This is a genomic window from Cupriavidus sp. DF5525, from assembly GCF_040149425.2.
Taxonomy (GTDB): Bacteria; Pseudomonadota; Gammaproteobacteria; order Burkholderiales; family Burkholderiaceae; genus Cupriavidus; species Cupriavidus pickettii_A.
The window spans coordinates 3681056-3703811 of record NZ_CP168265.1; the positions used below are offsets into that span (position 1 = coordinate 3681056).

The 22756-nt window shown below is 66.4% G+C and carries 18 protein-coding genes and 1 pseudogene; 8 read left to right on the plus strand and 11 right to left on the minus strand.

Annotated elements, in window-relative coordinates:
* Nucleotides 1–57 precede the first annotated feature (57 nt).
* Nucleotides 58–3096 carry a phosphoenolpyruvate carboxylase gene (gene ppc, locus ABNX08_RS17210; RefSeq protein WP_374063620.1) on the plus strand — a complete coding sequence of 1013 codons (3039 nt, stop codon included), beginning with the start codon at nt 58–60 and terminating at the stop codon, nt 3094–3096.
* Between the two features lie 216 nt (nt 3097–3312).
* On the opposite strand, the gene ABNX08_RS17215 is transcribed toward ppc, so the two are convergent.
* On the minus strand, nt 3313–3924 hold the full coding sequence (locus ABNX08_RS17215) for a ferritin-like domain-containing protein (protein ID WP_374063621.1): 612 nt from the start codon (nt 3922–3924) through the stop codon (nt 3313–3315).
* Between the two features lie 140 nt (nt 3925–4064).
* Here ABNX08_RS17215 and ABNX08_RS17220 point away from each other — a divergent pair, with 140 nt between their 5' ends.
* The 7 genes and pseudogenes from ABNX08_RS17220 to ABNX08_RS17250 form a co-directional block, all read left to right on the plus strand.
* Nucleotides 4065–4664, plus strand: a complete 600-nt coding sequence (locus ABNX08_RS17220; RefSeq protein ID WP_041681135.1) for a sigma-70 family RNA polymerase sigma factor — start codon at nt 4065–4067, stop codon at nt 4662–4664.
* Nucleotides 4661–5413, plus strand: a complete 753-nt coding sequence (locus ABNX08_RS17225; protein WP_349606212.1) for an anti-sigma factor domain-containing protein — start codon at nt 4661–4663, stop codon at nt 5411–5413. The genes ABNX08_RS17220 and ABNX08_RS17225 overlap by 4 nt, the downstream gene beginning before the upstream one ends.
* Nucleotides 5414–5544: 131 nt before the next feature.
* On the plus strand, nt 5545–6957 hold the full coding sequence (argH, locus tag ABNX08_RS17230; protein ID WP_349606214.1) for an argininosuccinate lyase: 1413 nt from the start codon (nt 5545–5547) through the stop codon (nt 6955–6957).
* A 191-nt stretch (nt 6958–7148) separates the two neighbouring features.
* On the plus strand, nt 7149–7691 hold the full coding sequence (locus ABNX08_RS17235) for a TRAP transporter small permease subunit (RefSeq protein WP_022536349.1): 543 nt from the start codon (nt 7149–7151) through the stop codon (nt 7689–7691).
* Entirely contained in the window at nt 7688–9427 is a 1740-nt protein-coding gene (locus tag ABNX08_RS17240; protein ID WP_349606216.1) for a TRAP transporter large permease subunit, read from the plus strand. The genes ABNX08_RS17235 and ABNX08_RS17240 overlap by 4 nt, the downstream gene beginning before the upstream one ends.
* A gap of 386 nt (nt 9428–9813) precedes the next feature.
* The gene (locus ABNX08_RS17245) at nt 9814–11613 is read left to right on the plus strand and encodes a cytochrome P450 (RefSeq protein ID WP_349606218.1); all 1800 of its coding nucleotides are present in this window, start codon (nt 9814–9816) and stop codon (nt 11611–11613) included.
* 128 nt (nt 11614–11741) lie between these two features.
* Nucleotides 11742–11856: pseudogene (locus ABNX08_RS17250) on the plus strand (VapC toxin family PIN domain ribonuclease); the annotation flags it as partial.
* Nucleotides 11857–11939: 83 nt separating this feature from the next.
* Here ABNX08_RS17250 and ABNX08_RS17255 read toward each other — a convergent pair.
* The 10 genes from ABNX08_RS17255 to ABNX08_RS17300 form a co-directional block, all read right to left on the minus strand.
* Entirely contained in the window at nt 11940–14213 is a 2274-nt protein-coding gene (locus ABNX08_RS17255; protein WP_022536352.1) for an arginine/lysine/ornithine decarboxylase, read from the minus strand.
* 150 nt (nt 14214–14363) lie between these two features.
* Complete coding sequence (gene dcd, locus ABNX08_RS17260) at nt 14364–14930, minus strand: dCTP deaminase (protein ID WP_022536353.1); 567 nt, start codon at nt 14928–14930, stop codon at nt 14364–14366.
* 96 nt (nt 14931–15026) lie between these two features.
* Complete coding sequence (locus ABNX08_RS17265) at nt 15027–15857, minus strand: formate dehydrogenase accessory sulfurtransferase FdhD (RefSeq protein WP_022536354.1); 831 nt, start codon at nt 15855–15857, stop codon at nt 15027–15029.
* 65 nt (nt 15858–15922) lie between these two features.
* A complete protein-coding gene (locus ABNX08_RS17270; RefSeq protein ID WP_022536355.1) occupies nt 15923–16306 on the minus strand; it encodes a hypothetical protein in 384 nt (127 codons plus the stop codon).
* A gap of 37 nt (nt 16307–16343) precedes the next feature.
* On the minus strand, nt 16344–17570 hold the full coding sequence (locus ABNX08_RS17275; RefSeq protein ID WP_349606221.1) for a formate dehydrogenase subunit gamma: 1227 nt from the start codon (nt 17568–17570) through the stop codon (nt 16344–16346).
* A 76-nt stretch (nt 17571–17646) separates the two neighbouring features.
* Complete coding sequence (locus ABNX08_RS17280; protein ID WP_022536357.1) at nt 17647–17883, minus strand: hypothetical protein; 237 nt, start codon at nt 17881–17883, stop codon at nt 17647–17649.
* Complete coding sequence (gene fdh3B / locus ABNX08_RS17285) at nt 17880–18569, minus strand: formate dehydrogenase FDH3 subunit beta (RefSeq protein ID WP_022536358.1); 690 nt, start codon at nt 18567–18569, stop codon at nt 17880–17882. Before fdh3B ends, ABNX08_RS17280 begins: the two co-directional genes overlap by 4 nt.
* Nucleotides 18570–18584: 15 nt before the next feature.
* Nucleotides 18585–21614, minus strand: coding sequence for a molybdopterin-dependent oxidoreductase (locus ABNX08_RS17290; protein ID WP_022536359.1), 3030 nt, complete (start codon nt 21612–21614; stop codon nt 18585–18587).
* A 71-nt stretch (nt 21615–21685) separates the two neighbouring features.
* Nucleotides 21686–21901, minus strand: coding sequence for a hypothetical protein (locus ABNX08_RS17295; RefSeq protein ID WP_022536360.1), 216 nt, complete (start codon nt 21899–21901; stop codon nt 21686–21688).
* A 211-nt stretch (nt 21902–22112) separates the two neighbouring features.
* Nucleotides 22113–22745: a molecular chaperone TorD family protein gene (locus ABNX08_RS17300; RefSeq protein ID WP_349606226.1), complete on the minus strand. Its 633-nt coding sequence runs from the start codon at nt 22743–22745 to the stop codon at nt 22113–22115.
* Nucleotides 22746–22756 lie beyond the last annotated feature (11 nt).

A 22756-nucleotide genomic window follows, 5' to 3' on the forward strand; every position in this document is an offset into this window, starting at 1 on the left:
GTAGCACGCGACCCAATAGCCGCTCCGCCCCATTAGATAAGCATACGAGGAGATTGCATGACGCAGCATGCTGCGCGCCCCGGCGGCCGGCGGACCGGTTCGGCCGCCAAAAACCAGACCCCAGTCACGGCCTCCGGCCATAGTGACGCAGGAGGCGCATCTACTCCCAAATCCCCCCGTTCGGCTCCTGGCAAAGGCGCTAAGCGCGCTACCCAGCCACAGCTTTCGATCGTGTCAAGCAACGGAACCACCCTCGCCTCGCCCGTGCGTCGCACCGCCGACAAGGACCTGCCGCTGCGCGAGGACATCCGCTTCCTGGGCCGCCTGCTGGGCGACTGCCTGCGCGAACAGGAAGGCGACGCCGCCTTCGAGGTAGTCGAGACCATCCGCCAGACCGCGGTGCGCTTCCGCCGCGAGAACGACCGCGCCGCCGGTGCCGAGCTGGACCGCCTGCTCAAGCGCCTGTCGCGCGACCAGACCAACCAGGTGGTGCGCGCGTTCAGCTATTTCTCGCACCTGGCCAATATCGCCGAGGACCAGCACCACAACCGCCGCCGCCGCGTGCATGCGCTGGCTGGCTCGCCGCCGCAGGCGGGCAGCCTGCCGCACGCGCTGGAGGCGATCGACGCCGCCGGCGTGACCGGCAAGCAGCTGCGCAAGTTCCTGGACGAGGCGCTGATCGTGCCGGTGTTGACCGCGCACCCGACCGAAGTCCAGCGCAAGAGTATTCTCGACGCCGAGCGCGAGATCGCCCGCCTGCTGGCCGAGCGCGACCTGCCGATGACGGCACGCGAGCGCGAGCACAACACCGCGCAGCTGCGCGCCAAGGTCACCACGCTGTGGCAGACCCGCATGCTGCGCGACGCGCGCCTGACGGTGGCCGACGAGATCGAGAACGCGCTGTCGTACTACCGCACTACCTTCCTGCGCGGCATCCCGCAGCTGATGAGCGAACTGGAAGAAGACATCGCCGCGGTGTTCCCGGCCATGCGCAAGCGCAAGGGCACGCCCGGCGCCCAGCCGACCCCGCTCGCGCCTTTCATGCAGATGGGCTCGTGGATCGGCGGCGATCGCGACGGCAATCCCAACGTCACCGCCGAGACGCTCGAGCATGCCGCCAGCCAGCAGGCCCAGCTGATCCTGGACTGGTACCTGGACGAAGTGCATGCACTGGGCGCCGAGCTGTCGATGTCCACGCTGATGGTCGACGCCAGCCCCGAGCTGCTGGCGCTGGCCGAACGCTCGCCCGACCACTCCGAGCACCGCGCCGACGAACCCTATCGCCGCGCGCTGATCGGCATCTACGCGCGCCTGGCCGCGACCTGCAAGACGCTCACCGGCCATGCCGCAACGCGCCGCCCGGTGGCGCCGGCCGAGCCGTATGACAGCGCAGAGTCCTTTGCCGCGGACGTGCAGGTGGTGATCGATTCGTTGCGCGCCCACCACGGCCAGGCGCTGGCCAGCAACCGCATCGACGCACTGGCGCGCGCGATCGCCGTGTTCGGCTTCCACCTGGCTTCGGTCGACATGCGCCAGGTGTCGGACGTGCACGAGGCGGTCATCGCCGAACTGTTCGCCGCCGCCGGCATCGCCGCCGACTACGCCAAGCTGCCCGAGCAGCGCAAGCTGGAACTGCTGCTGGCGGAGCTGCGCCAGCCGCGCCTGCTGACGCTGCCCTGGCACGAGTACTCGGAGCAGACCCGCAAGGAACTGGCGATCTTCGCCGCCGCGCGCGAGCTGCGTGGCCGCTACGGCAAGCGCATCGCGCGCAACTACATCATCTCGCACACCGAGACGCTGTCGGACCTGGTCGAAGTGATGCTGCTGCAGAAGGAGTCCGGCATGCTGCAGGGCACGCTGGGCAGCAAGACCGACCCGGCGCGCATGGAGCTGATGGTGATCCCGCTGTTCGAGACCATTGAAGACTTGCGCAATGCCGCCGGCATCATGCAGTCGCTGCTGGACCTGCCGGGCTTCGATTCGGTGATCGCGCACCATGGCGTCGAGCAGGAAGTGATGCTCGGCTACTCCGACTCGAACAAGGACGGCGGCTTCCTGACCTCGACCTGGGAGCTGTACAAGGCCGAACTGGCGCTGGTGCAGCTGTTTGAGCAGCGCAAGGTCAAGCTGCGCCTGTTCCATGGCCGCGGCGGCACCGTCGGCCGCGGCGGTGGCCCGACCTACGACGCCATCCTGTCGCAGCCGCCGGGCACGGTGAACGGCCAGATCCGCCTGACCGAACAGGGCGAGATCATCAACAGCAAGTTCGCCAACGCCGAGATCGGCCGGCGCAACCTGGAGACGGTGGTCGCCGCCACGCTGGAAGCGTCGCTGCTGCCGCAGCAGAACGCGCCCAAGGACCTCGACATGTTCGAGGCGGTGATGCAGCAGCTGTCGGACCGCGCCTTCACGGCCTACCGTGACCTAGTGTACGAGACCCCCGGCTTCAAGGACTACTTCTTCGCCACCACGCCGATCACCGAGATCGCCGACCTGAACCTGGGTTCGCGTCCGGCCTCGCGCAAGCTGATGGACAAGAAGAACCGCCGCATCGAAGACCTGCGCGCGATCCCGTGGGGCTTCTCGTGGGGCCAGTGCCGGCTGCTGCTGCCGGGCTGGTACGGCTTCGGCAGCGCGGTCAGGGAGCTGCTGGACAGCGCGCCCGATGACAAGGCGCGCAAGTCGGCCGTCACCACGCTGCGCCGCATGGTCAAGACCTGGCCCTTCTTCTCGACGCTGCTGTCCAATATGGACATGGTGCTGGCCAAGACCGACCTGGCGGTGGCCTCGCGCTACGCGCAGCTGTGCGACGACGCGGCGCTGCGCCGCAACGTGTTCAACCGCATCAGCAAGGAATGGCACCTGACCTGCGAGATGCTGGCGCTGATCACCGGCCACCAGGAACGGCTGGCGGACAATCCGCTGCTGGCGCGCTCGATCAAGAACCGCTTTGCCTACCTCGATCCGCTGAACCACTTGCAGGTTGAGTTGCTCAAGCGCTACCGCTCGGTCAAGGATGGCGATGACATCCGGGTTCGGCGAGGTATCCACCTGACCATCAACGGGGTGGCGGCGGGGTTGCGTAATACGGGCTGATCGCACGCACAGCGCGGGTCGCTCCCCTCTCCCGCGCCAGTGGGAGAGGGGCCGGGGGTGAGGGCTGGCGCCTGCAACGGGCGACGGCCTCCCCTGCGCCGGGCCCGGCTCTGCCGGAACTTCGACCCCTGCAGTACTGCCAACGCCTGCCCTCACCCCCTGCCCCTCTTCCTCATGTGGTAGAGGGGAGCAAACAAGGGGCGGGCTTGCGCCTCATCACCCCACGAACGCACCTGGCACCGGGTCCTCACCCAACGCATGCAGCAGCACCGCCCAGTGCATCGCCTCGTCACCGAGGATGCTGCCCGCTGCCCGCGTCAGCTCACGATTGTAGAAGTTCGGCAGCACGCCCAGGTAGGCCGCGGTGGCGCCCTTCTCCAGCCCCGCGGCAAAGCGCAGCACATCAGCCTGGGTCTTCAGCTGGCCAGCCGGGAAGTTGTATTCGGAGGTCTTCTTCGCCATCACCGGCGTGCCCCCCAGCTTCTGCACCGTGCCCGCCAGCACCTGCGCATGCGCCTTGTGGTGGCCCTGGAATTTCACCGCCGTATCCAGCACGGGCTTTTGCAGCAGCCCGCTTTCCGCGCCGACCTGGTAGGCGGCAATCGCCTGGTATTCCAGCCCCAGTGCGGTATTCAGGATATTGATGTCGTCTTTGGTGCTGCCTGATTCCGTCTGCGCCCAGGCCGGCATCGATTCGCCCAGCGTGATGACGGCCAGCGAGCCGAGCGCGAACAAGCCCGGCGCCTTGAGCAGCCCGCGCCGGCGGGCATCCGGCAGCGTGACGATGGTTTCAGTCTCGCGCGCGGGCATCTGTGACATGCGGTCCATGGTGATCTCCTGTGAGGGATGAAGACGTGGCGCCCCGGTCCGGGGTGCCTGGCTTGCGCCTGTCACTTGTACGCACGCGCCGCACGTTTGGATGCATCGCTATCTATAATCCCGCAGAGCCCCTGCGAGGACCCGTCCCGGTGCCCCCTTCTACCCAGCCGTCCTATGCCATGCCGGCCGATCCCGACCGGCTCGCGGCGTTGCTGCAATCCGTGGCCCTGGGCGACCGCCAGGCGCTGCGCGGCATCTATGACCTCACCGCAACGAAACTGTTTGGCCTCGCGCTGCGTATCACTGGTAGGCGCGATTGGGCGGAGGATGTCGTGCAGGAGAGCTTTGTCAGCATCTGGCACCACGCCGGCGACTACCGGCCGCACCTGGCCGCGCCGATGACCTGGATGACCGCGATCGTGCGCAACCGGGCGCTGGACTGCCTGCGCCGCGCCGCGGCTGCGCGCGTGCCGCAGACCGTCGAGTTGGAGGAAGACCTGGGCGAATGGCTTGCCGATGACGCCGCCGGCCCGGCCGAACTGGCCGACGCCAGCCAGCAGGCGCGCGCGCTGAACCGCTGCCTGCAGCGGCTGGAGCAGTCGCAGCGCCAGGCCATCGTGCTGGCCTACCTGCAGGACCTGAGCCACGCCGAGCTGGCCGCGCGGCTGCGCGTGCCGCTGGGGACGGTCAAGTCATGGGTGCGCCGCGGGCTGGAGCGGCTGCGCAGCTGCATGGAGGCAGCGACATGAAGCTGGCCGCCCATCCCGAACTGCTCGACCGCATCGCCGCCCAGTACGCGCTGGGCGTGCTGCGCGGTGGCGCGCGCCGCCGCCTGGAACAGATGGCGCGCGAAGAGCCCGCGGTGCGCGCCGCCATCCACCGCTGGCAGGATAGGCTCTCGGGCGTGGCCGAATTGCAGGCGGCCGCCGAGCCGGTCGACAAGGTCTGGTGCGGCATCGAGGAGCGGCTTGGCTGGAAGGCCGCCGAGGCTCGCGGCCAGTCCGCCCGCCCCATCCGCCCTGCCGACCTCGCCGGCGGCTGGTGGCAGCGCCTGTGGTCGACCCCGGTCTTCTGGCGCGGCGCGGCGGCGGCGATGGCCCTGGTGGCGGTAGTGGCCATCGGGCTTGGGGTGCGCCTGGCCCAGCAGGGCGAAGCGGCGCCGGCGGAGATCGTCGCGGTGCTGAACGACGACCGCGCCCAGCCGGCCATGCTGGTGTCCTGGGATGCCGGCGCGCGCAGCCTGATCGTGCGGCGCCTGGATCACCTAGCACTAAGCGAGCGGCAGGTGCTGCAACTGTGGGCGCTGCCGGCCGGCGGCAAGCCAAGGTCGCTCGGCGTGATCGGACGGGCGCCGGAAGTGCGGCTGGCGCTGGCGCAATTGCCCGAGGCTGTGCCCGCGCTGGCGGTCAGCATCGAGCCGCCCGGCGGCTCGCCCAATGCCGACGGGCCGAGCGGCCCGGTGGTATTCAAGGGACCTGTGATCCACAGCCGGCTCTGACGAACGGCGCCGTCGTGCCGGCCAGCGCCGCCAGCCGGCCGGCCGGCGATATAATCCCCGTTTCCCAATTTCTCGCGCCCGCCGCCGTCCACACGGCGCCCGCCTGCCGCGAGCCACTGCCGCTGACGTCCATGTCCACCTCCCAACTTGCCAAGAAAGGCGAAGCCTGGTCCGCCCGCTTCTCCGAACCGATGTCCGATCTGGTGAAGCGCTACACCGCCTCGGTGTTCTTCGACAAGCGCCTGGCCCTGTTCGACATCCAGGGCTCGCTGGCCCACGCGGCCATGCTGGCAAAGCAGGGCATCATCGCCGAGGCCGACCGCGCCGAGATCGAGCGCGGCATGACGCAGATCCGCGGCGAGATCGAGGCCGGCGGCTTTGAATGGAAGCTGGACCTGGAAGACGTCCACCTGAATATCGAGGCGCGCCTGACCGCGCTGGTGGGCGATGCCGGCAAGCGCCTGCACACCGGCCGCTCGCGCAACGACCAGGTCGCGACCGACATCCGCCTGTGGCTGCGCAGCGAGATCGACAACATCATCGCCCTGCTGGGCGCCCTGCGCGGCGCGCTGCTGGACCTGGCCGACCAGAACGCCAACACCATCCTGCCGGGCTTCACCCACCTGCAGGTGGCACAGCCGGTCACCTTCGGCCACCACCTGCTGGCCTACGTCGAGATGTTCACCCGCGACGCCGAGCGCATGGCCGACTGCCGCAAGCGCGTCAACCGCCTGCCGCTGGGCGCCGCCGCGCTGGCCGGGACCAGCTACCCGATCGACCGTGAATTCGTCGCGCAGCAGCTGGGCTTTGACGGCGTGTGCCGCAATTCGCTCGACGCCGTGTCGGACCGCGATTTCGCCATCGAGTTCTGTGCCGCCGCCGCGCTGGTAATGACCCACGTGTCGCGCTTCTCGGAAGAACTGGTGCTGTGGATGAGCCCGCGCGTGGGCTTTATCGACATCGCCGACCGCTTCTGCACCGGCAGCTCGATCATGCCGCAGAAGAAGAACCCCGACGTGCCCGAGCTGGCGCGCGGCAAGACCGGCCGCGTCAACGGCCACCTGATTGGCCTGCTGACGCTGATGAAGGGCCAGCCGCTGGCGTACAACAAGGACAACCAGGAAGACAAGGAACCGCTGTTCGATACGGTCGATACCGTGGTCGACACGCTGCGCATCTTTGCCGACATGGTGCCGGGCATCACCGTCAAGCCGGATGCCATGCGCGCCGCTGCGCTGCAGGGCTACGCTACCGCCACCGACCTGGCCGACTACCTGGTCAAGAAGGGCCTGCCCTTCCGCGACGCCCACGAAGCCGTGGCCCACGCCGTGCGCGCCTGCGACAGCCGCCAGTGTGACCTGGCCGACCTGACCGTGGCCGAGCTGCGCGACGTGTCCGGGCTGGGCGACAAGGCCGCGCTGATCGGCGACGACGTACACGCCGTGCTGACCCTGGAAGGCTCGGTCGCCGCGCGCAACCATATCGGCGGGACCGCGCCGGACCAGGTGCGCGCCGCCATTGCGGCCGCGCGCGCTGCCCTGTAATCCGGACGGCGCTGTAAGTTTCGCGTAAGTTTTGCGCAAGAAAAAGCCACCGCGGCGCTAGCCCGGTGGCTTTTTTCATAGGCGTTTCCCACTTTGGCGCAATCTCGTCGATCCCCGTAGGTAGTAGCCCCTAGCGCCGCCAAATTTTGTTACAGATAAACTAAGCGCCGCAAAAACCGGGGAGACAACCCATGTATTACTTGCTTGGTCTGTCACGACAGATCGACAGGTTGAATCAGCACACGGGCAGGCTTGCAAACATCATGATCCTGCTGTCGTGCCTGATCAGCGCAGGCAACGCCCTTCTGCGCTATGGCTTCAACTTGAGCGATAACTGGCCACTCGAACTGCAGTGGTATATGTTTGCCATCGCCGTGATGTTCGGCACCTCCTACACCTTCCAGCGCAATGAGCACGTGCGTGTAGACCTGATCTACGGCAACGTCTCGGAACGCGCGCAGCACTGGATCGACATCTTCGGGATCGTCGTGTTCCTGCTGCCCTCGTGCCTGCTGTTCACCTGGCTGTCGTGGGATTCGCTGTTCCTGCCCTCGTGGCGCATCCTCGAGCAATCGGGCAATTCCGGCGGCCTGCCGCGTTACCCGATCAAGCTGGTGGTGCCCGTCGGCTTCGCCCTGCTGACGCTGCAGGGCGTGTCCGAACTGATCAAGCGCTTCGCCGCCCTCAAAGGCCTGGTGCGCATCGAATCCAAGTACGAGAGGCCGGTTCAATGATTCCGTTGGAATATATGCCGCCGCTGATGTTCGGCGGCCTGGTGGTATTCATGCTGATCGGCTTCCCGGTCGCATTCTCGCTGTCGGCGGTGGGCCTGGCCTTCGGCTTCCTGGCGATCGAATGGGGTTACTTCCCGCTCAGCTTCCTGCAGGCCGTGCCCAGCCGCGTGTTCGGCAGCGTGCTGGCCAACGAGCTGCTGCTGGCGATCCCGTTCTTCACCTTCATGGGCGCCATCCTGGAGAAGTGCGGGCTGGCCGAGGACATGCTGGACTCCATGGGCCAGCTGTTTGGCCCGGTGCGCGGCGGCCTGGGCTATTCAGTGATCATCGTCGGCTTCATCCTGGGTGCGATTACCGGCACGGTGGCGGCACAGGTGATCGCCATGGCGATGATCTCGCTGCCGGTGATGATGCGCTACCGCTACAACATGAAGTACGCCACCGGCGTGCTGGCCGCTTCGGGCACCATCACGCAGCTGGTGCCGCCGTCGCTGGTGCTGGTGGTGCTGGCCGACCAGCTCAAGACCCCGCTGGGCAGCGCCGACGTGGGCAGCATGTACCTGGGCGCGTGGGGCCCGTCGGTGGTGCAGATCGCGCTGTTCGCGCTCTATACCTTCATGCTGGCCCGCTTCAAGCCTGACTGGCTGCCGCCGGTGCCGCCGGAGGCGCGCACGCTGCGCGGCTGGGCGCTGTGGCGCAAATGCCTGCGCGGCATCGTCCCGTGCGCGGTGCTGATCTTCCTGGTGCTGGGGACGATCATGATGGGCATTGCCACGCCGACCGAATCCGGCGCCATGGGCGCAGTCGGCGCGCTGGTGCTGGCCGTGATCCGCGACAAGGCCTTCACACGCATCGACCGCCAGGTCTACCGCGTCGGCATCGCCGCCACGCTGGTGGCCGCGGCCATCGGCATCTTCGCCTTCGGCTCACATGCGTTCCGTATCCCGCTGGCGGTGGTGTACCTGGTCATCCTCTGGCTGCTGCTGCGCGCCGGCCAGATGACCGAGCTGCGCCTGCTGATCGTCGATGCCTACCAGTCCACCGCGCGCCTCACCGCGATGGTGGTGTTCATCCTGATCGGCTCCACCTGCTTCTCGGTGGTGTTCCAGGGCGTGGACGGCGGTGCGTGGGTGGAACACCTGTTCACCTCGCTGCCGGGCGGCTGGATCGGCTTCCTGATCGTGGTGAACCTGTTCATCTTCTTCCTGGCCTTCTTCCTCGACTTCTTCGAGATCGCCTTTATCGTGGTCCCGATGCTGGCGCCGGTGGCGGTCAAGGTGCTGGCGCCGGTGGTGGCCGACTCGATGGGCGGCAGCCCGGAAGCCGCGGCTACGGCTGCGCTGGTGTGGTTTGGCGTGATGCTGTGCGTGAACATGCAGACCTCGTTCATGCATCCGCCGTTCGGCTTTGCCCTGTTCTACCTGCGCGGCATTGCGCCGAAGGAAGTGAAGAGCTCGGACATCTACTGGGGCGCCCTGCCCTGGGTGGGTCTGCAGATGGTGATGGTCGTCATGGTGATGTTCCTGCCGGGCATGGTGACGGGGCTGCTGGACAAGGGCACGCTGCGCCATAGCAATGCCGCGGAGGTCAGCATCCCGCTCGGCGGGGAGCCGGAGAAGCCAGCCACACAGCCGGGGCCGGGTGCCGCCTCCGCGCCCGGTACGCTGGAACTGCCAGGTGCTGCGGAGCCGAGCGAGCCGGCCGCGCCGCAGTTCGAGTTCGAGAAGAAGAACTGAGCGGCAAATTGCCTCCGGCATGGCCGTGGAGCCCCGCAGCGATGCGGGGCTTTTTCATTGGTGCGTGCCTGCCGGAATGGCGCAACCGTGACTTCCCCGCGGCGACTGAGGCGCGAATTCGACACGGCAGGTGAACGCTGGCCTCATCGGGCCATGGCGCACTTGCAAGCCGGGCGCGCCTCACTACGATGATTGCAAGGTGCCCTTGAATAACGGGCGGCAGCCGTTGTCGGCGATCCTTTGGAATCGGCGCTGAGACAAGGCGGAAAAGACGATGAACACGCACATCCTGCAATCTGCACCACGGCTGGCACTCACGGCCGCTGCCCGTCGGCAGGCTATGATCTCCACAATGCCGAACTGTCGTGCCCGCAAGGGTAGCGAACATGCGCGGACAGCCTGAAGCAATGAGCGCCGGCGACAGGATACGCGTGGCGTCCGCGGCCTCCCTCAAGGAGGGCTGTCTGCTGCCGGTGCAGGCGGAGGGCGTCGAAATCGTACTGGTGCGCCACCGCGGCGCGGTATCTGCCTACCAGGGCCGCTGCCCGCATCGGGGCACGCTGCTGGCGGAGGGTACGCTCGAAGCCGGCATCCTGACCTGCCGCGGGCACGGCTGGCGTTTCGACTGTGCCTCGGGCGTGAAAGTCGACCAGCCTGAGGTCTGCCTGCGGCGCTTCAGAGCCTCGGTGGCAAGCGCAGAAGTGTTGCTGGATCGTGCCGAGGTGCTCGCGTGGAAGCGCGAGTCGGCTGACAGCGGCCGGCCCGAGGCGCGGGCAGCGACCGGCGCCCCGGCACGATCGCTGTCGCAGCTGCCTGGCCCCAGGGGGCTGCCCTGGCTGGGCAACGTCCTGCAGCTGCACAAGGCGCAGCTGCATGTCGATCTCGAACGGTGGAGCCAAGCGTTCGGCCCGATCTACCGCATCCACCTGATGCGACGCCCGGTCGTCGTGGTCGCGCATGGCGAATGGATCGACCGCATCCTCCATGACCGGCCGGAGACTTTTCGCCGCGCAAGAGCCATCGAAGCGCTATCCCGCGAGATTGGCTCCGTGGGCGTATTCTCCGCGGAAGGTGCGGACTGGCGCAGGCAGCGCCGCCCGGTTGCGCAGGCACTCGACGCACGCCATCTGCGCGACTTCTTTCCCACCCTGGCCATCGTCACCCTGAGGCTGAAGCGGCGTTGGGAAAAGGCGGCCGCCAGCAAGCGGCCAGTCGACGTACAGCAGGACCTGATGCGATACACGGTCGATGTCACCACCAGCCTTGCCTTCGGCTACGACATGAACACGCTGGAGCGCGAGGGCGGCGTCATTCAGCAACATCTGGTGCGGATCCTGCCGATGATCGACCGGCGGGTGAACGCGCCTTTTCCATACTGGCACTATTTCCGCCTGCCGGCCGACCGCGCATTCGACCGGGCCGTGGCAGCCGTGCGCGAGGCGATCGGCGAGTTCATCGCGGCGGCACGCCAGCGGCTGGCACAATCCCCGGCACTCGCAGCGAATCCCAGCAATTTCCTGGAAGCCATGATCGCCGCGCAGGCCGCGGGCGAAGCCCCGCTCAGCGATGACGAACTGTATGCCAATATCTTCACCATGCTGCTGGCGGGCGAAGACACGACAGCCAACACCATCGCCTGGATGATGCATTTCATGTGCCTCCACCCCGAGGTCCAGCGCAAGATGCAGCAGGAGGCAGATGCCGTGCTGGGCGAGGACTACGTCCTGCGGGACATCGGGGATGCCACGCGGCTCCCCTACATCGACGCGGTGGCGCAGGAATCGCTGCGCCTCAAGCCGGTCGCGCCACTCTTCTTTGTCGAACCCAACGAAGACGTCGAAATCGGCGGATACCGGCTGCCGCGGGGCACCTTCATGATGCTGCTGACCCGCCCCGACGCCCTCAGGGAGAGCAATTTCGCCGCGGCCCGCGAGTTCCGTCCGGAGCGCTGGCTGGATGACACTGCCGCCGCCCATCACCGCAGCGGCTTCGTGCCCTTTGGCTCAGGCCCGCGCCTGTGCCCCGGGCGCAGCCTAGCGCTACTGGAAATCAAGGCTGCGCTATCGATGGTCTGCCGGCAATTCACGCTCAGTTACGCGCCGGGGTCGGGGCCGGTCGACGAGTCATTTGGCTTCACGATGACGCCGACCCGGCTGCGAGTGGTATTTGCAGCGCGACACGCCTAGCGTCTGCGCGACTGTCTACCTGCCGTTTGCGAATTGCCTTATCGCCCCTCCGTCGGTGACGGACCACTTGGGACATCCCAGTTCAACGCGAGGGCATTCGACATGCAAGCCACGACAACAGTCATCCCGCGCTGGACAAGTTCATCGCGGCGACGGCGCTGATCCATGACCTGACCATTGTTACGCGCAATGTGGAGGGACTTCAGCGGAACCGGGGCGGCGCTGTTGAATCCGTTCAGCTAACGTCCCCGGCGCATTCAGGCGCCGGACGAAAAAAAGCCCCGCATTGACGTGGGGCTCTTCGTACTGACGTTTCCTACCGAATCTCAGCCGCCCTGCTTCACACAGTCGACAAAGTACGCCTTCTTCCCATCGACCTCATCCTCCACCAGCCCGTGGATATCGGTCTCGAAGCCCGGGAACAGCTTGTTGAACTCGCGCGCGAACTTCAGGTACTGCACGATGGTGCGGTTGAAGCGCTCGCCCGGGATCAGCAGCGGGATGCCCGGCGGGTACGGCGTCAGCAGGATGGCGGTGACGCGGCCTTCCAGGTCGTCCACCGGCACGCGCTCGATCTCGCGGTGCGCCATCATCGCCCACGCGTCCGACGGCTTCATCGCGGGCTCCATGTCCGACAGGTACATCTCGGTGGTCACGCGCGCCACGTCGTTGGCCTTGTACACGCTGTGGATCGCATCGCACAGGTCACGCAGGCCCATGCGCTCGTACTGCGGGTACTTGCCGACGAACTCGGGCAGCACGCGCCACAGCGGCTGGTTCTGGTCATAGTCGTCCTTGAACTGCTGCAGCTCGGTCACCAGCGAGTTCCAGCGGCCCTTCGTGATGCCGATGGTGAACATGATGAAGAACGAGTACAGGCCCGTCTTCTCGATGATAATGCCGTGCTCGGCCAGGTACTTGGTGACGATCGCCGCCGGGATGCCACGCTCGCTGAACTCGCCGTCCACGTCCAGGCCCGGGGTGATGATGGTGGCCTTGATCGGGTCGAGCAGGTTGAAGCCGTCGGCGAGGTCGCCGAAGCCGTGCCAGCGTTCGTTGGCCTTGAGTATCCACTCTTCGCGGTCGCCGATGCCGTCTTCGATCAGCGCTTCGGGGCCCCACACCTTGAACCACCAGTCGCCGTTCTTGCCGTCGTCATATTCGCCCTCGACCTTGCGCATGGCGCGGCGGAAGTCCATCGCCTCCTGGATGCTCTCCTCCACCAGCGCGGTGCCGCCCGGCGCCTCCATCATTGCCGCGGCCACGTCGCACGAGGCAATGATCGAGTACTGCGGGCTGGTCGAGGTGTGCATCAGGTACGCCTCGTTAAAGCGGTAGCGGTCCAGCTTGCGCGTGTCGGAGTCCTGCACGAGGATCTGCGAGGCTTGCGACAGGCCGGCCAGCAGCTTGTGCGTCGATTGCGTGGCGAACACCAGCGCGTCCTTGCTGCGCGGGCGATCCTTACCGATCGCGTGCATGTTGTGATAGAAATCGTGGAACGCCGCATGCGGCAGCCAGGCTTCATCGAAATGCAGCGTGTCGATCTCGGCCGCCAGCATCTCCTTGATTTGCTCGGCGTTGTACAGCACGCCGTCGTAGGTGCCCTGCGTGATCGTCAGGATGCGCGGCTTCTGGTTCTTGGCCTTGCTGGCGAACGGGTGCGCAGCGATCTTGCGCCTGATGGTCTCGGGATCGAACTCGCTCTTCGGGATCGGGCCGATGATGCCGTAGTGGTTGCGCGTGGGCATCAGGAAGACCGGGATCGCGCCCGTCATCATGATCGCGTGCAGGATCGACTTGTGGCAGTTGCGGTCCACCACCACGATATCGCCCGGCGCCACGTTGGCGTGCCACACCATCTTGTTCGACGTCGAGGTGCCGTTGGTGACGAAGAACATGTGGTCGGAATTGAAGATCCGTGCGGCGTTGCGCTCGGACGCCGCCACCGGGCCGGTGTGGTCCAGCAACTGGCCCAGTTCATCCACCGCGTTGCAGACGTCGGCGCGCAGCATGTTCTCGCCGAAGAACTGGTGGAACACCTGGCCCACCGGGCTCTTCAGGAACGCCACGCCGCCCGAGTGCCCCGGGCAGTGCCACGAGTACGAGCTGTCCTGCGCGTAGTCGATCAGCGCCTTGAAGAACGGCGGCGCCAGCGTGTCGAGGTAGACCTTGGCTTCGCGAATGATGTGGCGCGCTACGAATTCCGGCGTGTCCTCGAACATGTGGATGAAGCCGTGCAGCTCGCGCAGGATATCGTTGGGGATATGGCGCGAGGTGCGGGTTTCGCCGTACAGGAAGATCGGCAGGTCCGAGTTGCGGCGGCGCACTTCGGTGACGAAGGCGCGCAGCTTTTCGATGGCGGCGGCCTCGAGCTGGTCGTCGCCGTCGCGTGTGAACTCGTCGTCGTCGATCGAGACGATAAAGGTCGATGCGCGGCTGGACTGCTGCGCAAACGACGTCAGGTCGCCGTAGCTGGTCAGGCCCATGACCTCCATGCCCTCTTTCTCGATCGCCTCGGCCAGCGCGCGGATGCCCGAGCCGGAGATGTTCTCAGAGCGAAAGTCTTCGTCAATGATGATGACGGGGAAGCGGAATTTCATCGGGCATCCTTGATGGAAAGCAGGACATAAAGGACTTGAGCCACATGGCCGGCGGGAGGTTCCCCGCAGCGGCGACATGTGGCTCTGACGTCAAGTGTGGCGGCCATTCTCGGGGCCAGCCTTCCGGCAAACGCCGGCATTGTAATGCGCTCAGGTCTTCGGCAGTGTGACACCGTGCTGGCCCTGGTACTTGCCGCCCCGGTCGCGGTACGAGGTCTCGCAGACTTCGTCGCTCTCGAAGAACAGCACCTGGGCGCAGCCTTCGCCGGCGTAGATCTTGGCGGGCAGCGGCGTGGTGTTGGAAAACTCCAGCGTCACATAACCTTCCCATTCCGGCTCGAACGGCGTCACGTTGACGATGATGCCGCAGCGGGCGTACGTGCTTTTGCCCAGGCAGATGGTCAGCACGCTGCGCGGGATGCGGAAGTATTCCATCGTGCGCGCCAGCGCGAACGAGTTCGGCGGGATGATGCAGACATCACCCCTGAAGTCGACGAACGACTTCTCGTCGAAGTTCTTCGGGTCAACGATGGTGCTGTTGATATTGGTGAAGATCTTGAATTCGTCGGCGCAGCGGATGTCGTAGCCGTAGCTCGAGGTGCCGTACGACACGATCTTGCGCCCGTCGGCCTCCCGGACCTGGCCTGGCTCGAACGGCTCGATCATGCCGTGCTGCTCCGCCATGCGGCGGATCCATTTGTCGGATTTGATGCTCATAGGGTTGGGAGGTAGACACACGGGCTCGGAGTGCGCCGCATTGTACAACCAATCCGCCCCTGCATCGTTGCACTGCCGCAAGTACTAAAGTGGCGCTTACGCCACTGCTTCTTCAGGCAGCCGGTGGCGGAAGCGCTCGCGCCCGGTATAGAGCAGGAAATGCTTGCCGGTGCAGCGCGCGAACAGCGTGAGGTTGACGCGTTGGGCCATCTGGTAGCCCATCTGCGTCACGCCCGAGCGCGACAGCAGGAACGGGATACCCATCTGCGCGCCCTTGATCACCATCTCTGAGGTCAGGCGGCCGGTGGTGTAAAAGATCTTGTCGTCGCCGCGCATGTCTTCCAGCCACATGCGGCCGGCGATGGCATCGACCGCGTTGTGGCGGCCGACGTCCTCGACGAACATGAGCAATTCGGTGCCCTTGAACAATGCGCAGCCATGGACCGAGCCGGCCTGCTTGTAGACCGACTGCTGCAGCCGGATGGTGTCGATGATGCCGTACAGCGTGTCCTGGTCGAGGGTCGTATCGACCGGCAGGCGGATGCTGTCCACCTCGTCCAGCAGCGAGCCGAACACCGTACCCTGCCCGCAGCCGGTGGTCACCACGCGTCGCGAAGTGCGTTCCTCGATGCGGTCCACGCCGGTGCGCGTGGTCACGGCGGCCGATTCTGTTTCCCAGTCGACCTGCACCGCGGCGATATCCTCGATCGATTCCACCAGGCGCTGGTTGCGCAGGTAGCCCAGCACCAGGTGCTCGGGCGCGCCGCCCAGCGTCATCAGCGTGACCAGCTCGCGCTTGTCGAGGTAGACCGTCAGCGGCCGCTCTCCCGGCAGGAAAGCCGCGCGTACGCGCCCCTGCTCGTCGACGACTTCAACCTCTTCGATCAGGGGAACGGCTGCCTGGGTAAGTTCGGGACGCAAGGTCATGACGGGAGGGCTCGGGGACTGCTGGTGAGGGCCCCGCGCCGTCCAGGCGTGCATCGGGGCTGCGGTTACGGCGCCTTCGCGGACGATTGTACCGCGCCGGGAGTGGACGGTTTGGCGGTGCCCGCGGTGGCCGCCACGGCAGGGGCCGGAGCCGCCGGCGTGGCGGCCGTCGGCGCCACGAACGGGCCCGGATCGGCACATGCCGCGGTCTGCGACGGCGCCCGGGTTTCCTTGCCGTGGGCCTTGCTTTCGGCGTAGTAATGCGAGGCGATCTTGTCCTGCGCCAGGCACAGCTGGTAAGCGGCGACCTTGTCGGACCAGGCGGCGCGCGCCCTGGTCTCGGCCGCCTTGGCCTGCTGGGCTTCGGTCGGCGCCGGCAACCTCGCCAGCGCGCCGGTGGTGAAGGTGGCGCCGGCGGCCACGGCGATCAGCGTCAGGATGCGTGTCATCGTCGATTGTTCCCGGGTTATCTGGTTGGCGCCGGCATCAGGCTTCGCCAGGGCTGTGCCGCGTGGGGCGCCCCGCCGCGGCATCCGGCCCGGTCGAACGCTGGGCCGGGATCTTGCCGGACTTGATGTCGTCGTACCAGTGCTCGTGGTGCTCCTTGGCCCAGGCCTCGTCCACCCAGCCGTCGCGCATGGCGCGATAGGCCCCTTCCATGCCGATGGTGCCCATGTAGATATGGCCGCACGCCATCGCGATCATCAGCACGGCCGAGATGCCGTGGATCACGTTGGCGATCTGCATGGTCGAGCGGTAGTAGTCCATGCCCGGCACGATCATGTCGAGCACCCAGCCCGAGGCCGACAGCACCAGCCCGAACACGAACACGCCAATCCAGAACCACATTTTCTCGCCGGCGTTGAAGCGCCCGCTCGGCACATGCTTGCCGGAGGCCAGGCCGCCCAAGCTGGTGACCCAGCGCACGTCGTCGCGGCTGGGCAGGTTGTCGCGCAGGAACACGACGAAGGCCACGATCACCGACAGCGTAAAGATGGGCCCGACCACGTTGTGCAGGTTCTTCAGCAGGTAAGTCAGCCAGCCGAACAGCATGTGCCCCATCAGCGGCAGCAGGAAATGCTTGCCCAGCAGCATCACGATGCCCGACACCGCCAGCACCACGAACGAGATCGCCATGGTCCAGTGCACGATGCGCTCGAGCGGCGTGAAGCGCTCGATCATGCGACCGGTGCGCGGCGTGCGCAGCGGGATGGTGCCGCGCCACAGGAAGAAGCCGACGATGGCCACCGGCACCACCAGCAGCAGCCAGCCGCCCCAGACCGTGATCACGCCGTTGCGGAACAGGCGCCATTCCTGCCCGGTGCGCTGGATCAGCACGCCAGCTTCCTTGTCGGGCAGGCTGCTGTAGTGGCGCTGGTCGGAATTGACCTCGCGCCAGACCGGCGCATTGTTGCCGGGCTGCGTGACGGTGCGCTGCTGCTGCGACTGCGCCTCGGCGGCAATGTCGCGGCGCGGCACGTTGAAGATGTTTTCGGAGGCGATGCCGGCGAGCGGCTGCACCGGGTGCGTGGCCGGGTTGTTGGCGTCGGCATTGGCCGAAGACGCGGCCGGGCCGGTCGCGGGCCCGGGTGCGGGCGCGGGCGACTGGGCGGCGGCGCCGCCGGCCATGGCCATCAGCGCGAGCGCGCCGGCGGCCAGCCAGCCACGCCAACTCGCGGCACGCGCCTGGCATCGATTTTGAGACGGCGTCATAGGCCCTCCTTCAGCTCAGCGGGCATATATGCCCGCATTCCCGGGACTCGCCGTCCCGGGATTCGCAGCGGCGCGTTCATTGCACCCGGTTGTACTCGTTCTGGTACTGGTTGCGCTGGCGGATCTGGTTGTTCCAGCTGGTCTTGTCGCCGGCCGTCCAGCCTTTGGCCACGAACGGATCGTCGGGCGCGCCCTGGAACGCCTGGGCGTCGGCCTTGCGGTGCGACGGGCCGATGGTCTGCGGCTTTTCGCCGCAGGCGGCCAACAGTACGCCGCACAGCGACAGCAGGGCAATCACGCGGACGCGGTTCATGATGCCTGTCCTCCCGGTTTGGCGGGTGCGGTGCGTGCACCGGGGGCGTCCGGCGCAGTGGACCCGGCTGGCGCGGCGGGCGCTCCGGGCGCGGTCTTGGGGACGCCGTAGGCCGTGCCCCAGCCGAACACATCGCCGCCGGTGCCGCGCTTGATCACGCGGTTGCGCAGGATGTCGGCAATCACGTCGCCGTCGCCGCCCAGCAGCGCCTTGGTCGAGCACATTTCCGCGCACAGCGGCAGCTTGCCTTCGGCCAGGCGGTTGCGGCCGTACTTCTCGAACTCCGCCTCGCTGCCGTTCTTTTCCGGGCCGCCGGCGCAGAAGGTGCACTTGTCCATCTTGCCGCGCACGCCGAAGGTGCCGGCCGACGGGAACTGCGGCGCGCCGAACGGGCAGGCATACGAGCAGTAGCCGCAGCCGATGCACACATCCTTGTCGTGCAGCACCACGCCGTCGTCGGTGCGGTAGAAGCAGTCGACCGGGCAAACCGCCATGCAGGGCGCGTCGGAGCAATGCATGCAGGCCACCGAGATCGACTTCTCGGCGCCGACCATGCCGTCGTTGATGGTGACCACGCGGCGCCGGTTCACGCCCCAGGGCACCTCGTGCTCGTTCTTGCAGGCGGTGACGCAGCTGTTGCACTCGATGCAGCGCTCGGCGTCACAGATAAATTTCATGCGTGCCATGGTGTTCCCCTGCGCTTAAGCAAACCGCTCGATCTGGCAAACGGTGGTCTTGGTTTCCTGCATCATCGTCACCGAGTCATAGCCATAGGTGGTCGCGGTGTTGACCGCCTCGCCCCGCACTACCGGCATCGCGCCCTCGGGGTAGTAGTCCTTCAGGTCCTTGCCCTGCCACCAGCCCGAGAAGTGGAACGGGATGAATGCGGTATCGGGCCCGACGCGCTCGGTCACCAGCGCGCGCACCTTGAGGTGCGCCCCGGTCGGCGTCTTCACCCAGCAGAAGTCGCCGTTGCGGATGCCGCGATCTGACGCCGCGCGCGGGTTGATCTCGACGAAGTTCTCCTGCTGCAGTTCGGCCAGCCACGGGTTGGAGCGGGTTTCCTCGCCGCCGCCCTCGTACTCGACCAGCCGCCCGGAGGTCAGGATGATCGGGAATTTCTCGTAGACCTTGTTCTCGATATTGCGCTGCTGCACCGACTTGTACAGCGTCGGCAGCCGCCAGAACGCCATCTTGTCGTCGTGGGTCGGGTACTTGGCGACCATGTCGGGCCGCGTGGAGTACAGCGGCTCGCGGTGCTGCGGGATCGGGTCGGGGAAGTTCCACACCACCGCGCGCGCCTTGGCATTGCCGAACGGGTGGCAGCCATGGTTCTTCAGCACCACGCGCTGGATGCCGCCCGACAGGTCGGTCTTCCAGTTCTTGCCCTCGGCCTTGGCCTTCTCGGCATCGGTCAGGTCGTCCCACCAGCCCAGCTTCTTCAGCAGCACGTGGTCGAACTCCGGATAGCCGGTGGTGATCTCCGCGCCCTGCGAATACGAGCCGTCCTCGGCCAGCAGGTTGACGCCGTCGCGCTCCACGCCGAAGTTGGCGCGGAAGTTGCCGCCGCCGTCCATCACGTGCTTGCTGGTGTCATAGAGGTTAGGCGAGCCCGGGTGCTTCAGTTCCGGCGTGCCATAGCACGGCCACGGCAGGCCGAAGTAGTCGCCGGTCAGGTCGTAGCCCGTGACCGGGTCCTTGCCCGACTTGCAGCGCAGCGTCTTGACGTCGAACATCTGCATATTGCGCATATGCGACTTCAACCGCTCCGGCGACTGGCCGGTGTAGCCGATGGTCCAGTTGCTGGCGTTGATCTCGCGCAGGATCGATTCCGGCTCCGGCTCCATCCAGGTGCGGCCGGCGCGCTTGACCTCGATCATCTTGTAGTTCTTCGACAGCTCCTTGCCGAAGCCGAGCTTGTCGGCGAACGCCTGCATCAGTGTCTGGTCGGGCATCGATTCGAACAGCGGCTCGATCACCTTCTCGCGCCATTGCAGCGAGCGGTTGGACGCGGTGCATGTACCCGAGGTCTCGAACTGCGTGCAGGCCGGCAGCAGGTACACGGCGCGGTTCGGGTTGACCTTGTCGCCCTCGGCCGGCGGCATGTTGGCCATGGCCGCGGTCGCCGACGGATACGGGTCGACCACCACCAGCAGGTCGAGCTTGTCCAACGCCTTCTTCATTTCCAGGCCGCGTGTCTGCGAGTTCGGGGCATGGCCCCAGAAGAACACGCCGCGCACGTTGTTGTCCTGGTCGATCAGTTCGGTCTTCTCGGTGACGATATCGATCCAGCGCGACACGGTCGTGCCGGACTTCTCCATCATCGTCTGCGACACGAACTGCTTCTTGATCCATTCGTAGTCCACGCCCCACACCGCCGCATAGTGCTTCCACGCGCCGGTGGCCAGGCCGTAGTAGCCAGGCAGCGAGTCGGGGTTGGGGCCCACGTCCGTGGCGCCCTGCACGTTGTCGTGGCCGCGGAAGATGTTGGCGCCGCCGCCCGCCACACCGATATTGCCCAGCGCCAGCTGCACGATGCACGAGGCGCGCACGATCGCGTTGCCGATGGTGTGCTGGGTCTGGCCCATGCACCACACCAGCGTGCTGGGGCGGTTCTTGGCCATGATCTCGGCAACCATGCGGACCTGCGCCTCGGGCACGCCGGTGACTTCCTCGACCTTGTCCGGGGTCCACTTGGCCAGCACCTCTTCCTTGACCTTGTCCATGCCGTAGACGCGGTCCTGCAGGTACTTCTGGTCTTCCCAGCCGTTCTGGAAGATGTGGTACAGCATGCCGAACAGGAACGCGATGTCGGTGCCCGAGCGGATGCGCACGTAGTGCTGCGCCTTGGCCGCGGTGCGCGTGTAGCGCGGATCGACCACGATTACCTTGCAGCCGTTCTCCTTGGCGTGCAGCAGGTGCAGCATCGACACTGGGTGCGCCTCGGCCGCGTTGGAGCCGATATACAGAGCTGCCTTCGAGTTCTGCATATCGTTGTACGAGTTGGTCATCGCACCGTAGCCCCAGGTGTTGGCCACGCCCGCCACCGTGGTGGAGTGACAGATGCGCGCCTGGTGGTCGGTGTTGTTGGTGCCGAAGAACGACACCCACTTGCGCATCAGGTAGGCCTGCTCGTTGCTGTGCTTGGACGAGCCGACGAAGAACATCGCGTCCGGGCCGCTCTGCTGGCGGATCTCCTTCATCTTCGCGGTGATCTCGTCCAGCGCCTTGTCCCAGCTGATGCGCTGGTATTTGCCGTCGACCAGCTTCATCGGGTACTTGAGCCGGTATTCGCCGTGGCCGTGCTCGCGCAGCGCCGCACCCTTGGCGCAGTGCGCGCCCAGGTTGATGGGCGAATCGAACACCGGCTCCTGGCGGATCCACACGCCGTTCTGCACCACTGCGTCGACGGCGCAACCGACCGAGCAGTGGCCGCACACGGTGCGCCTGACGACGATGCCGGTCTTGCCGTCGGCGACAGCCTCCTTGTCGTCGGCGGCATCGGCCTTGCGGATCAATGACAGTTGCGAGGCCGCCAGTCCGGCACCGACGCCGATGCCTGAGCGCTTGAGGAAGCTGCGACGGTCCATGGTCGGCATCGCGCCGGCCAGGCTGGCCGCGAGCCGCTGCGAGAGACGGCCGCTGGTGGAGGACGTGCCGGCCTGATTGGCAAGGCCGTCAGCGAGGCGGGCGGATGCGCCCTGCGCCGCGCGTTTGCGGGTCAAGATCATGTCTCACCTCAGATGCGGACGATGTTTGCGTCCGGTTGCAGGCGGCGCGGCAGACCACGCCGCCCTGGCATTTACACCAGCGTGGTCCGGTAGTACTTGCGAATATGATCAGATACGCGGTAACCCTTGCTGTCCGACGGGGTGTCGGTAGGTTCCGGTAACGCGGCGGTCGGGCCCGGCATCGCCGGCCCACGCGCTGTCAGTGCTGCCGCACCCGTAGCGGCAGCGACAACTCCAGCGCCCGCGAGAAACGTGCGGCGCGCGACCCTGGTTTGCTTCACTGTCATGTGGGGGCTCCTCGGCTGTCAAAGCCCGATGGTGTTAGCCGTTATGCGTTGTTATGCATATTCTAGAATCAAGTAGCAGGAAAGACCATGTAATGCACGGGTTTTTCCTGACTTTCGAGCTGAATTTGAGGCAGGTCTGTCGGGCCGGGCGCGACATCCTGAAGAAGCCGCCGCGCGTGCCGATAGGGATCGCCCCTCGTTTTTGTTCGCTTCAGTTCATCTCCAGCGCAACCGCTTCCACACTGGCAAACGCACTCAGCAAGCCGGCCACACTGCGATAGAAGCGCGCCTGCGGATGCTCGTTCACCGCATCGCACAATTTCTCCACCCACGGCTGCAGGTGCTGCGCATAGAAGCGCTGCTGCTCGCCCAGGTTGGACACGGACAGGTCATCGCCGGCCACCAGGAAGCGCATCACTTCGCACAGCGTGGCGATATGGTCCTCGGTCTCCATCACGCCCTCGTGGCGCTCCAGGCCGTAGCGGGCCAGGTCTTCGCGCAATGCCACCAGCGGGCGCTCGTTGAGAAAGCCCGTCATGTAGAAGGAGCCGTACAGGAACACATCCTGGCGGCCCACGCCGACGAACAGCTGCCGGTATTCCTCTTCGGCCTCGGCCGCGGTGGTCTCGGATGCTGCGCCGCACAACCCGTTCCACGCCTTGCCGAGCACGGTGTTGGCATCGTCGCCCACCGCGCGGTTGGTGGCGATATGGTGCAGCAGCGCGGCATCGGGTGCACTGTAGAACAGCGTGGCCAGCAGGCCATACAGGTCGGCGCGGGCGGTGTCCTCGGCATCGTCTGCCGGCGGCGCGGCGGTGAGCTGGATCGGCTGGAAATCTGTCATGTCGTGATGAA

Bases quoted from the DNA above. Each gene is read 5' to 3' on its own strand.
- ABNX08_RS17270 (WP_022536355.1), bottom strand. From the start codon at position 16,306: ATGACACGCATCCTGACGCTGATCGCCGTGGCCGCCGGCGCCACCTTC.
- ABNX08_RS17290 (WP_022536359.1), bottom strand. From the start codon at position 21,614: ATGATCTTGACCCGCAAACGCGCGGCGCAGGGCGCATCCGCCCGCCTC.
- ABNX08_RS17280 (WP_022536357.1), bottom strand. From the start codon at position 17,883: ATGAACCGCGTCCGCGTGATTGCCCTGCTGTCGCTGTGCGGCGTACTG.
- ABNX08_RS17240 (WP_349606216.1), top strand. From the start codon at position 7,688: ATGATTCCGTTGGAATATATGCCGCCGCTGATGTTCGGCGGCCTGGTG.
- ABNX08_RS17245 (WP_349606218.1), top strand. From the start codon at position 9,814: ATGCGCGGACAGCCTGAAGCAATGAGCGCCGGCGACAGGATACGCGTG.
- ABNX08_RS17255 (WP_022536352.1), bottom strand. From the start codon at position 14,213: ATGAAATTCCGCTTCCCCGTCATCATCATTGACGAAGACTTTCGCTCT.
- fdh3B (WP_022536358.1), bottom strand. From the start codon at position 18,569: ATGGCACGCATGAAATTTATCTGTGACGCCGAGCGCTGCATCGAGTGC.
- ABNX08_RS17300 (WP_349606226.1), bottom strand. From the start codon at position 22,745: ATGACAGATTTCCAGCCGATCCAGCTCACCGCCGCGCCGCCGGCAGAC.
- argH (WP_349606214.1), top strand. From the start codon at position 5,545: ATGTCCACCTCCCAACTTGCCAAGAAAGGCGAAGCCTGGTCCGCCCGC.
- dcd (WP_022536353.1), bottom strand. From the start codon at position 14,930: ATGAGCATCAAATCCGACAAATGGATCCGCCGCATGGCGGAGCAGCAC.
- ppc (WP_374063620.1), top strand. From the start codon at position 58: ATGACGCAGCATGCTGCGCGCCCCGGCGGCCGGCGGACCGGTTCGGCC.
- ABNX08_RS17275 (WP_349606221.1), bottom strand. From the start codon at position 17,570: ATGACGCCGTCTCAAAATCGATGCCAGGCGCGTGCCGCGAGTTGGCGT.
- ABNX08_RS17215 (WP_374063621.1), bottom strand. From the start codon at position 3,924: ATGGACCGCATGTCACAGATGCCCGCGCGCGAGACTGAAACCATCGTC.
- ABNX08_RS17265 (WP_022536354.1), bottom strand. From the start codon at position 15,857: ATGACCTTGCGTCCCGAACTTACCCAGGCAGCCGTTCCCCTGATCGAA.
- ABNX08_RS17225 (WP_349606212.1), top strand. From the start codon at position 4,661: ATGAAGCTGGCCGCCCATCCCGAACTGCTCGACCGCATCGCCGCCCAG.
- ABNX08_RS17295 (WP_022536360.1), bottom strand. From the start codon at position 21,901: ATGACAGTGAAGCAAACCAGGGTCGCGCGCCGCACGTTTCTCGCGGGC.
- ABNX08_RS17235 (WP_022536349.1), top strand. From the start codon at position 7,149: ATGTATTACTTGCTTGGTCTGTCACGACAGATCGACAGGTTGAATCAG.